The organism is Ruania suaedae, assembly GCF_021049265.1.
Lineage (GTDB): Bacteria > Actinomycetota > Actinomycetes > Actinomycetales > Beutenbergiaceae > Ruania > Ruania suaedae.
The window spans coordinates 2301075-2312773 of record NZ_CP088018.1 but is presented as its reverse complement, the minus strand read 5'-3'; the positions used below and the strand labels follow the sequence as shown (position 1 = coordinate 2312773).

The window sequence follows — 11699 nt, the reverse complement described above, 5'->3', positions numbered from 1 at the left end:
CTGTCCTCAGTAGGCGAAGGAGAGGGGGGTGTCGGTCCGATCGGCATCGCCGCCGCCGCCGTCGCTGTCGGTGTCGTCATCGGTGGTGTCCCGGGTGGCGGGCGGTGAGGTCGCGGCGACGCCCGCGGCCGCATACCGGCGCATCAGCCGGAACCAGACCACCGCGAGCACCCCGTAGATCGCGGTGAAGGCGGCCGTGGAGGCGATCACCTCACCGGCGGGCACCGAGCTGGACAACCCGTCGGCGGTGAGCAGGCGGATGGCGTCGACCCCGCCGGGACCGGTGTTGGGCACCACCACCCACGGTTGCCGGCCGGTCTCGCGGAAGATCCATCCGAAGGAGGCGGCCACGAACGGCATCGGCAGGGCGAGCAGGCACAGCCGCGCGAACCAGGGGTTCTGCGTGAGTCGGCCGCGGCGCAGCAGCCACAGACCCGCCGCGGCGAGAGCGGCGCTGAAGGCGCCGAAGCCGATCATGAACCGGAAGGACCAGTACGTCAGCGCCAGGTTGGGCTGGTAGTCGACACCCTCGCCGTAGGCGGCCTCGTACTGGGTCTGCAGCTCCTGCACACCGGGCAGATAGCCCTCGAAGTCGCCGGTGCCGAGGAAGCTGGTCAGCCCGTTCACCGTGACCACGTGGTGCACGCCCTCGCAGGAGTTCGACAGGTCCCCGATGGTGAGGATGGAGAACGCGGCCCCGTGCTCGCCCTCGCAGAGGGCCTCGGCCGCGGACATCTTCATGGGCTGCTGCTCGTACATCAGCTTGGCCTGCCAGTCGCCGCTGGCGGCCACGCCGGCGCCGGAGAGCAGGATCGTGACCATCCCCAGGATCGCGGCGGGCCGGTAGATCTGCCGGGCACTCGTGCGGTCGCCGGCCCGCACGGCCTTCACGATCCACCAGCCGGCCACCCCGGCCACGAAGGTGCCGGCGACCAGGAAGGACGTGGCGATCGTGTGGGCGTAGGCCGCGAGCAGGGTGGAGTTGGTCAGCACGGCCCCGAAGTCGGTCATCTCGGCGCGGCCGGTGACCTCGTTGTAGGTCGCACCGACGGGGTGCTGCATCCACGAGTTGGCGGCGAGGATGAAGAAGGCGGAGGCGTTGCTGCCGGCCGCGACGATCCAGATGCTGGCCAGGTGCACCTTCCGGGGCAACCGGTCCCAGCCGAAGATCCACAGCCCGATGAACGTGGACTCGAGGAAGAAGGCGGCGAGGCCCTCGATCGCCAACGGCGCGCCGAACACGTCACCGACGAACCGGGAGTACTCGCTCCAGTTCATTCCGAACTGGAACTCCTGCACGATGCCGGTGACCACGCCGAGCGCCAGGTTGATCAGCAGCAGCTTGCCGAAGAACTTGGTGAGCTTGAGCCAGTGCTCGCTGCCGGTGCGCACCCAGATCGTCTGCATGATCGCCACCAGCGGCGCGAGCCCGATCGTGAGCGGGACGAAGATGAAGTGGTAGACGGTGACGATGGCGAACTGCCACCGGGCCAGGTCCAGCGTGTCCACGCGCTCGTCCTCCTCGGATGGGTCGGTGCCCTCACGCTAGGAGCGCGCCGGCCCGCCGATCCGGGACGAAGGTCCCTGGAGCGGGTGCGCCGCCCCGGCCCGGGCGGCCCCGGTGTGCGATACTGCCCGTGGCGACCGGCGTGATCCATACCTGTCGGAAGCCCGGTGACATCAGCACAGGTAGTTGGGGTCATGAGACACGCGCCGCCTCTGGCGGCTTGGCGCGGCTCAGGACCGACCACCCGAGAGCGCCCCCATGGCGTTGGATGGCACTGGCAGACGGTCAGCGCGAGCAACATCGCGAGGCCCGAGCACCCAGGACTTTTACGAGGTGGCCACCAGGTCACCACCGAGCAGGCCCGGGCACCAGGTGGGTATGGCTGGCGCCCGCGGCCAGGGGAACCACCCGTGTCAGACGAGCAGCAGAACACCACCGAGACCACCGAAGACGCCACCACCGCACCGGCCGAGCAGCCGCGCAAGCGCCGCTCCCGCCGGGCCACGGCGCCGGCGATGACACCGGAGGTCGCCGCCGAGGTCGAGGCGACCACACCGGACGTGACGCCGGACGCGGCGCCGGAGGCGAGCGAAGAGGCAGCGCCCGCGGAGGAGCCCACCAAGCCCAAGCGCCGGCGCAAGGCCGCGAATGCCGCTCCCGCTGTGGCCGAGGAGCCCGTGCAGGACGAGGAGCAGGCCGATGACGAGTCCGGCTCCGGTGCGGACGAGGCGGGGACCGACACCCAGGCCGGACCCGCCCCCGAGGCCGAGCCCGAGCAGCCTCCGGCGCGCCAGCGCCGCAGCGGCGGCCGCCGCGCCACCTCGTCCGGGGGGACGCCCGAGCCGGCGCTGGACGTCTTCGCCGCGTTCGGCGTGGCCGCCGGGTCCGCGGACGAGGCCGAGCAGACCGACGAGGCCGACGAGACCGGCCGCCCGGCGATCGACCTCGACCTTCCCGCGCGCGAGGACGGTGCCGTCCGGGCGCCGAGCGCTCGCGGCGGACGTCGGCGGCGCTCCGGTGACTCGAAGAAGACCGATGACGCCGGGAGTCCCGCGACCACCGAGCAGGCAGCCCAGGCCGGCGTGACCGCCGAGGCGGAGCAGGCGGACCAGGCCGATGGCGACGAGGTAGCAGGCACGGCTGAGGACGACTCACCGCGGCTGCCCGCCACGGCGTTGCTCTTCCAGGCCCCCGACGCCTCCCGCGCCCGCCGCCGCCGCAGGGCGGCAAGTGACGGTGGCGCCCCCCGCGCCGGCGTGGCCGAGGAGACCGGGTCCGGGCCGAGCGAGGACCAGCAGCCCGCCGCGGACGAGACCGAGACCTCACCGCGCGACGACGACAGTTCCACCGACAGTTCCTCCGACACCGACGAGCAGTCCGGCGGCGGCAATAAGCGCCGTCGTCGCCGTGGCGGGCGCGGCCGGCGCAAGTCCGGTGGCGGTCAGGGTGGTCAGGACGATTCCGGCGAGGACTCCGGCGAGTCCACCGACGCCGAGGTGACCGAGGGCTCCGCATCGGAAGGCTCCGAGCCGTCGAAGGGCTCGAAGAAGCGGTCCGGCCGTGGCCGAGGGTCGTCCGGTGCGAAGGACGAGGCCGAGGACGAGCAGACACCGGAGGACGACTCCGCCGACTCGGACGAGGACGGTTCCGGCGATCAGGACGGGTCGGGCTCCTCGCGCCGTCGCCGTCGCCGTCGTAGCCGCGGCTCGCGTGGGGGCAACGGCGAGGAGACCTCGGCCAAGGATGAGGTGACCGCCCTCAAGGGCTCCACCCGCCTGGAGGCCAAGCGCCAGCGCCGCCGGGAGGGCCGGGACTCCGGCCGCCGGCGCTCGATCATCACCGAGGCCGAGTTCCTCGCCCGGCGTGAGTCGGTCGATCGCTCGATGGTGGTGCGCGAGCGCGACGGCCGCACCCAGATCGCCGTGCTCGAGGACGACGTGCTCGTCGAGCACTACGTCGCCCGCAAGACCCAGAGCTCGATGGTCGGCAACGTCTACCTCGGGCGGGTGCAGAACGTGCTGCCCTCGATGGAGGCGGCGTTCGTCGACCTCGGCAAGGGGCGCAACGCCGTCCTGTACGCCGGTGAGGTGAACTGGGACGCGGCCGGGCTCGAGGGCCAGCCGCGCCGGATCGAGCAGGCGCTCACCTCCGGTGACTCGGTCCTGGTGCAGGTGACCAAGGACCCGATCGGGCACAAGGGTGCACGCCTGACCGCTCAGGTGACCCTCGCGGGCCGCTACCTGGTGCTGGTGCCCTCGGGTTCGATGACCGGTATCTCCCGCAAGCTGCCCGACACCGAGCGCCAGCGGCTGAAGAAGCTGCTCAAGGAGATCGTCCCGGAGGGGCAGGGCGTGATCGTGCGCACCGCCGCCGAGGGAGCCAGCGAGGACGCGCTGCGTCACGACGTCGAGCGGCTCACCAAGCAGTGGGACGACATCCAGGCCAAGGTCGGCCGCAAGTCCGTCAGCGCCCCGGTGTTGCTCAAGGGTGAGCCGGAACTGGCCACCCGCGTGGTCCGGGACGTGTTCAACGAGGACTTCAAGTCGCTGGTGGTCGCCGGCGACGAGGCGTGGAAGACCATCGCGGAGTACGTCGGTTCGGTTGCGCCGGACCTGCGCGAACGTCTGCACCACTGGACCTCCACCAAGGATGTCTTCGCCGAGCACCGCATCGACGAGCAGCTCGCCAAGGGCATGGACCGCAAGGTCTGGCTGCCCTCGGGGGGGTCGCTGGTCATCGACCGCACCGAGGCCATGACGGTCGTGGACGTCAACACCGGCAAGTTCACCGGCTCCGGGGGCACGCTGGAGGAGACGGTCACCAGGAACAACCTGGAGGCGGCCGAGGAGATCGTGCGTCAGCTCCGGCTGCGTGACATCGGCGGCATCATCGTCGTCGACTTCATCGACATGGTCCTCGAGGCCAACCGGGACCTGGTCATGCGCCGCCTGGTGGAGTGCCTGGGCCGGGACCGCACCCGTCACCAGGTCGCCGAGGTCACCTCGCTCGGGCTGGTGCAGATGACCCGCAAGCGGGTGGGCCAGGGCCTGGTGGAGGCCTTCAGCGAGACCTGCGAGCACTGCAACGGCCGCGGCTTCCTCGTGCACTCCGACCCGGTGGAGTCGAAGGAGAGCTCCAAGTCCAACGGCAACGGCAACGGGAACGGCAACGGCAACGGGTCCGCCGAGGGCGGCTCGAAGTCATCCCGACGGCGCAAGAGCCGGCCCGAGAAGCCTGCGCCCGAGCACGAGGTCGACCCGGAGAAGCAGGCCCAGGTGCGCGCCACCCTCGCGACGATCGCGGCCGCTGCCGCGCACGCGCACGAGTCCGATCACCTGCACGCCGAGGCCGACACCACGAGCGACGCGGGCAGCGGCACGAGCGAGAGCCCGGCCGAGAGCGGTACGCAGACCGAGGGCGCCGAGGTGGCGGCAGAGATCGCTGCCATGGCAGTGCACGCGGCGGAGGCCGAGGCCGTTCAGACCGAGGCGACCGAGGCCGTCCAGCAGGAGGCACCGCAGGCCGCCGCGCAGGAGCCCGAAGGCACCCACGAGGAGCAGACGGAGCAGGCGGACACCCCGACCACCGGCTGAGGCCCCTCAGGGCGGGAAGGTCCGGGCGAGGCGTCGCTCCCGGATCCAACGCGCGAGCACCGGGGTGACGGCGGCGACGGCGAGGATCAGTAGTCCCGCCGTCGCCACCCGCCAGCCCAGCAGCGTCAGCGGCGCCGTGACGAGCGCCCAGAAGGCGAGGATCAGCAGACCCGCGGACGCCGGCCCGCGCGAGCGGGCCGCTGCCGAGGCGGAGCCGTCCGCGAAGACGTCGTCACTCGCGCTCAGCCGCTCGGCGTGGACGTCCGACAGGCTCAGCCCGGCCTCCCGGGCGAATCCGGCGAGGCCGGTCAGATCGCCGTCGGGCACCCAGGTCGCCAGCGGAAGCACCACCCGCCACTCACCCGCCCGCCCCGCCAGCGCCACGGCCCACGGGCCGGTCTCATCGCTGAGCCGCTGCACGGCCACCACGCCCGGCTCTGGCTGACCGGGCCCGGACAGCCACGCCTCGTGACCGCCCGGGCCACGCACGGCGATGTCACGCCCGTCGAAGACCAGCGCGGCCCGCGTGGCGAACGCGCGGCTCACCCCGGCGGAGGGCCCCGGCCGGTAGAGGGCCACGGGGCGCCACCGGCGCCGGTCACGCAGGCGTTCCAGCGCCGTCCACGCCCACGGCTCGAGCACCGCCAGGACGGCCCACACGGCGCAGAGCCGGATGAACCACGTCTCCGCGAGCAGGTAGGCGCCACCGAGGCCAGCGATCACGATGGCCGCCGACGCCGGGGCGCGCAGGACCAGGTTGACCGGCGAGGCGGGGCCGGTGTCACCCCGCCAGCGCTTGTGCCGGCGCAGGCGCCGCTTGTACGCCGGCGCGGCCCGGGCGGCGAGGCCGCGATAGGGCTGCAGGTGCGGCGCCGGCCGGATCAGATCGACCACCGGCGGCGGATCGAAGCCGGGGGAGCCGGGCGCCTCGGAGCCCGGGTGCACCACGGCACCGGCCGGCATCCTCGCCTGCTGGCCGCGCGTACGGCGCATGGTGGCGCTCTCAAGCGAGCGGGCGCTGGGCGGGTGCAGCACCCCGCGCCGTAGCTCCACGCCGAGCAGCGCCAGGCCGGCGCTGATGCCGGCCACATCCAGGCCGCGCACGAGCAGCTCCCGGGCGCGCAGGTGCTCGCTGCCCGGGAGCATCGCCCGCTCCTGGGCCAGCAGGTACTCCGGCTGGGCGAGCCAGTCCGCGACGGCGATCGCGCCGAGGCTGTACCCGGAGGCGGAGCAGAAGTGCAGGACGCCGAGCTCATCCCAGCAGGGCGTGCGGCGGTACCGCTCGGCCGGGTCGTAGGGCATGAGCACCTCCCGTGGCGCCGCCGGTGCCACGTGGACGGCCATCGCCATCGGTTCGGAATCACCGATCACCCGGGAACCGTCCGCGCCGAGGATCTCCACCCGACCGGGCGTGAAGATCACGCGCGCCTGCCGTGCCCAGCGCCGCTGCGGCGCCGCCCGTGGGGCCGACCGTAGCTCCACCCGGCCCAGGTCCGGCGGCACCGGTGGCATCGCCGGGCGTTCGAAGTCCCACACCGCCGCGGTGAAGACGTGGGTGAGATGTTCGGCCGCGGTCGCCGCCTCGGCCATCGCCCCCGCGCGCATCACCCGGTGCAGCCCCCCGGCCGGCGCCTGCGATCCGGACAGGTGCGCGGCCGCACCGGCGAGGTCCCGGCTGACCGCCTCGAGTGCATCGGCGAACCCGTAGACCGGTTCGTCCTCGGCCCGCAGGGCCGGCGGGCGGCTCCCCACCGGTCCCTCGTGCGCACTCGCGCGCTCTCCCCACGAGGGCAGGGTGGGCAGCGCCAGCGCCGAGCGCTCGGCCTGGCTGAGCTGCCGGTGCGCCAGCTGCCCGTGCCCCCGCCGCAGGGAGTCGGTCAGCTCGGTGAATCTCTCGCGCAGGCGCTGCTGGTCCTGCGGAAGCACGGTGAGCAACTCGTCCACGGCCTCGCGCGCCCGCAGCACGCTCTCGCGGGCACGCTCGAAGGGGTCCCCACCTTGGGCGACGAGCAGCTGGGTGGCCGTGTGCGGCCGGGCCGGGTGCAGCGGGGTGTCGGTCATCGTGGTCACAAACTAGCGCTCCGAGCGGGCCGGTCAGTGGTCAGGGCGAAGGCAGCAGCCTCGGCTCCCAGCGTTCCTCCTGCACCTGCCCGGAGCTCTCGCGAACCACGCGGTAGGCGGCCGGCCCGCGGCGTTCGGCGACCACCTCGCTCAGCGCGGTGCCCTCGTAGACCAGGCCCACGCCGTCGTCGGTGCAATGGGTCTCACCCAGCACACCCGCGCCCACCAGCTCGTGCACGAGCGGGCGACGGCGCGACTCGCTGTCGTAGTGCACGCCGTTGGCGTAGGGCAACAGCCCGAGCCCGTCGGTGACCGGGCGCAGGCCTGGCCCGAAGGAGTCGGTGGTGCCACCGGTGAACCAGCAGATGGACCCGGCGCTGACACCGGCGAGCACGACACCGGCCTGCCAGACCCGCCGGAAGATCTCGTCGAGCTGGTGCACGCGCCAGACGGCGAGCAGGTTGGCCACGGATCCACCATCGACCCAGACGACGTCCTGCGCGAGCAGGTGGGCCTCGACGTCGGCGACGTTCGGCATCGTGAACAGGCGCAGCGCGGAGACGTCGAAACCGGCCACCCGCCCGGCCTCGTGCATCGAGGCGATCCGCCAGTCCTGATCACCATGCGCGGTGCCCAGGTACGTCAGCCGCGGGGTGCGGCCGTGGACGCCGGAGCGGTCGACGGCGTGGTGGACCAGGGCGTCGAACTCCAGCCGGCTTCGGTGCCCGGGGCGGTAGCCGCCCGAGGTGGCCACGATCGTGGGGGTGGAGGCAGGCACGCAGGACTCCTGGACTCGTACGGGGGTGGGGTCGGGAGCAGCCTACGATGGCCGGTCGGCTCAACCGGCCCGCACGAGGCCCAGGTCACGTGGGGCGGTTTGCCGTTCGGGGGATGAGTCGCGTAATCTGGGGCGTCGGTGCGTGAGTACCGCCTCCCGTGCGCGCCTACGGTGGCGCCGGTCGCTGATTTCGAGCATGACAGTCGGCAGCCGAGTAGCGCTTGCACACGGGCGCCCCCAGCAGTCTGACGACAGAGATGAGCAAGAACGTGGTGTACGCGATCGTGAAGGCCGGCGGCCGGCAGGAGAAGGTGTCCGTCGGCGACATCGTCGTCGTGGACCGGATCTCCGGGGACGCTGGCGACTCCGTCGACCTCCAGCCCGTGCTGCTCGTCGATGGTGACAAGGTCACCTCCGACGCCGGTGCGCTGGCGAAGGTGACGGTGACGGCGGAGATCGTCCGGGCGGACAAGGGCCCGAAGATCACCATCCTCAAGTACAAGAACAAGACCGGGTACCGCAAGCGCCAGGGGCACCGCCAGAAGCTGACCCGCCTCAAGGTCACCGGCATCAAGTAACCGCCGTTCCCGTCAGGGACCAGCGGCCAGGGACACGAACGAGAAAGGGTCACCCATGGCACACAAGAAGGGCGCCAGCTCCTCCCGGAACGGGCGCGACTCCAACGCCCAGCGGCTCGGCGTGAAGCGCTTCGGCGGTCAGGCCGTCAAGGCCGGCGAGATCATCGTCCGCCAGCGCGGCACGCACTTCCACCCGGGCCAGAACGTCGGCCGTGGTGGCGACGACACGCTCTTCGCCCTGCAGCCGGGCGCGGTCCAGTTCGGACAGCGCCGGGGCCGCAAGGTCATCGACGTGGTCGCGGCCGAGGTCTGAGCAACGTCTCGACGGCGGGGGCACAGCGGCTGAGTCGCTGTGCCCCCGCCGTTTTTTTCATGACGGCGCACGGTCGCTCCCGGCAGCGTCGGTAGTCGGTAGTCAGTACTGAAGGGAACACCATGGCGAACTTCGTCGACCGCGTCGTGCTGCACGTGCGCGGCGGTGACGGCGGGCACGGCTGCGCATCCGTGCACCGCGAGAAGTTCAAGCCGCTCGGCGGACCGGACGGGGCCAACGGCGGCTCCGGCGGGGATGTCGTGCTGGTGGTGGACCCGCAGGTGACCACCCTGCTCGACTTCCACCACGCCGCCCACCGCCGGGCCGAGAGCGGCACCCAGGGGATGGGCGACATGCGCACCGGGAAGGTGGGCCAGCCGCTGGAGCTGGCAGTTCCGGATGGCACGGTCGTCAAGACCCCCGGCGGGGAGGTCCTGGCCGACATGGTCGGCGCCGGCACCCGGTTCGTGGCCGCCGAGGGCGGCCGGGGTGGTCTGGGCAACGCCGCCCTGGCCTCACCCAAGCGCAAGGCGCCCGGCTTCGCCCTGCTCGGTGAACCCGGGCGTGAGCGTGAGCTGGTGCTCGAGCTCAAGACCGTGGCCGACGTCGCCCTCGTCGGCTACCCGAGCGCGGGCAAGTCCTCCCTGATCGCGGCCATCTCCGCGGCGCGCCCGAAGATCGCCGACTACCCCTTCACCACGCTGGTGCCGAACCTGGGCGTCGTGCAGGCCGGGTCCGAACGGTTCACCGTGGCCGATGTGCCGGGCCTCATCCCCGGCGCCAGCGAGGGCAAGGGACTGGGTCTGCAGTTCCTGCGTCACATCGAGCGGTGCGCGGTGATCGTGCACGTGCTCGACTGCGCCACCCTCGAGCCCGCACGCGACCCGATCAGCGATCTCGACGTGATCGAGGCCGAGCTGGCCGCCTACCAGGCCGACCTCGACGTCGGTGACGGGCACGTGCCGATCGCCGAGCGCCCCCGACTGGTGGTGCTCAACAAGATCGATGTGCCCGAGGCGCGTGAGCTGGCCGAGATGGTGCGTCCCGAGCTCGAGGCCCGCGGCCTGCGGGTGCTGGAGATCTCCACCGCCTCCCACGAGGGGCTCCGGCCGTTGACGTTCGCCCTCTCGGAACTGGTGCTGGCCGCCCGCGCGGCGGCGCCGGTGGCCGAGGCGACCCCCACGGTGCTGCGGCCCCGCGCGGTCGATGACGCCGGCTTCACCGTCACCCGCCGTCAGAGCGACCACGTCTACTACCTCGTGCGCGGGGACAAGCCCGAACGCTGGGTGCGTCAGACCGACTTCGCCAACGACGAGGCCGTCGGCTACCTGGCCGACCGGCTGGCGCGGCTCGGCGTCGAGGACGAGCTCTTCAAGGCCGGCGCCGTGGCGGGCGACGAGGTGGTGATCGGCGATGGCCCGGACGGCGTGGTCTTCGACTGGGAGCCGACGATGGCCGTCGGTGCCGAGCTGCTCGCCGGTCCCCGCGGCACCGACCTGCGCCTCGAGGAGCACCACCGGCCCACCCGGGCGGAGAAGCGCGAGGCGTTCCACGGCAAGATGGACGCCAAGGCCGCAGCCCGGGCCGAGCTGTGGGCCGAGGGCGAGGACTCCGCGCCGGTTCGCTCCGGCGACCCCGACGGGAAGGGCGACGGAGGCTCGGCGTGAGCCCCGCCGTCGCCGACCGGGCGGCCTTCGCCGACACCTCCCGGGCCGCGCGGATCGTGGTGAAGGTGGGTTCGTCCTCCCTCACCGACGCCTCCGGGCGCCTCGACGTGGGGCGCCTGACCGCGCTGGTCGATGTGCTCGCCGCCCGGATCGCCGACGGCGGCCAGGTCACCCTGGTCTCCTCCGGCGCCATCGCCTCGGCCCTGACCGTGCTCGGCCTGACCGGGCGGCCACGCGACCTCGCGACCGCACAGGCCGCCGCCAGCGTGGGCCAGGGACTGCTGATGGCGCACTACACCCGCGCGTTCGCTGCGCACGAGCGGCACGTGGGGCAGGTGCTGCTCACGGTCGAGGACGTGGTGCGGCAGGGGCACTACCGCAACGCCCGGCGTGCCCTGAGCCGGCTGCTCGACCTCGGCGTGGTGCCGATCGTGAACGAGAACGACACGGTCGCCACGCACGAGATCCGGTTCGGTGACAACGACCGCGTCGCGGCGCTGGTGGCGCACCTGACCCACGCCGACGCGCTGCTGCTGCTCAGCGACGTCGACGCGCTCTACGACGGGCCGCCCCAGCGCCCCGGAGCCCGGCGGATCGCGTGGGTGGGCGGCCCGCAGGATCTGGCGGGCCTGGAGATCTCGGCGCCGGGCAGCGCCGTCGGGACCGGGGGGATGGTCACCAAGATCGAGGCGGCGACGATCGCCACCGGATCCGGGGTGCCGGTGGTGCTGACCTCGGCGGCGAACGCTGCCGCCGCCCTCGCCGGTGAGGACGTCGGCACCTGGTTCGCCCCCACCGGACGGCGTATCCAGACCCGGCGGCTGTGGCTCGCCCACGCCGCCCGCACCCGCGGCCGCGTGATCATCGACGCCGGAGCCGTCCGGGCCATCACGGCGGGCAAGAAATCGCTGCTGGCGGCGGGCGTCATCGGCGTCGAAGGCGGTTTCGAGGCAGGTGACCCGGTGGAGGTCGCCGACGAGGCGGGTGCCGTGGTCGCCCGGGGGTTGGTCGGCTACTCCGCGGAGGAGCTGCCGCAGCGGATGGGCAGACGCTCCGAGGAGCTGGCCCTCGAGCACGGTGAGGCTTCGGTACGGGCCGTGGTGCACCGTGACGACCTGGTGCTCGTGCGGCCTCGCTGACTCCACCGGGCCGGCGGTCGCATCGGCGATGTATCACCCGGGTGCTTGTGCGCTCCTGAACAA

At 72.7% G+C, this 11699-nt stretch carries 8 protein-coding genes; 5 read left to right on the top strand and 3 right to left on the bottom strand.

From position 1 onward, the window contains the following. Positions 1-6: 6 nt before the first annotated feature. The gene (locus tag LQF12_RS10590; protein ID WP_231052901.1) at positions 7-1509 is read right to left on the bottom strand and encodes a cytochrome ubiquinol oxidase subunit I; all 1503 of its coding nucleotides are present in this window, start codon (positions 1507-1509) and stop codon (positions 7-9) included. A 408-nt stretch (positions 1510-1917) separates the two neighbouring features. Between LQF12_RS10590 and LQF12_RS10585 the strand changes: the two genes are divergently transcribed. Then, on the top strand, positions 1918-5100 hold the full coding sequence (locus LQF12_RS10585) for an Rne/Rng family ribonuclease (RefSeq protein ID WP_435531181.1): 3183 nt from the start codon (positions 1918-1920) through the stop codon (positions 5098-5100). Between the two features lie 6 nt (positions 5101-5106). On the opposite strand, the gene LQF12_RS10580 is transcribed toward LQF12_RS10585, so the two are convergent. Together LQF12_RS10580 and LQF12_RS10575 are read right to left on the bottom strand one after the other, a co-directional pair. Further along, positions 5107-7161, bottom strand: coding sequence for a hypothetical protein (locus LQF12_RS10580; RefSeq protein ID WP_231052900.1), 2055 nt, complete (start codon positions 7159-7161; stop codon positions 5107-5109). A gap of 40 nt (positions 7162-7201) precedes the next feature. Beyond that, positions 7202-7939: a Type 1 glutamine amidotransferase-like domain-containing protein gene (locus LQF12_RS10575; protein WP_231052899.1), complete on the bottom strand. Its 738-nt coding sequence runs from the start codon at positions 7937-7939 to the stop codon at positions 7202-7204. Positions 7940-8196: 257 nt separating this feature from the next. Between LQF12_RS10575 and rplU the strand changes: the two genes are divergently transcribed. The 4 genes from rplU to proB all read left to right on the top strand — a co-directional run bounded on the left by rplU (position 8197) and on the right by proB (position 11636). Further along, a complete protein-coding gene (gene rplU / locus LQF12_RS10570) occupies positions 8197-8517 on the top strand; it encodes a 50S ribosomal protein L21 (RefSeq protein WP_231052898.1) in 321 nt (106 codons plus the stop codon). A gap of 55 nt (positions 8518-8572) precedes the next feature. Next, positions 8573-8830: a 50S ribosomal protein L27 gene (gene rpmA / locus LQF12_RS10565; protein WP_231052897.1), complete on the top strand. Its 258-nt coding sequence runs from the start codon at positions 8573-8575 to the stop codon at positions 8828-8830. 122 nt (positions 8831-8952) lie between these two features. Continuing rightward, positions 8953-10497 (top strand): GTPase ObgE, encoded by a 1545-nt coding sequence (gene obgE, locus LQF12_RS10560; protein WP_231052896.1) that lies wholly within the window; start codon positions 8953-8955, stop codon positions 10495-10497. Beyond that, the gene (gene proB, locus LQF12_RS10555; protein WP_231052895.1) at positions 10494-11636 is read left to right on the top strand and encodes a glutamate 5-kinase; all 1143 of its coding nucleotides are present in this window, start codon (positions 10494-10496) and stop codon (positions 11634-11636) included. The genes obgE and proB overlap by 4 nt, the downstream gene beginning before the upstream one ends. Positions 11637-11699: the final 63 nt, after the last annotated feature.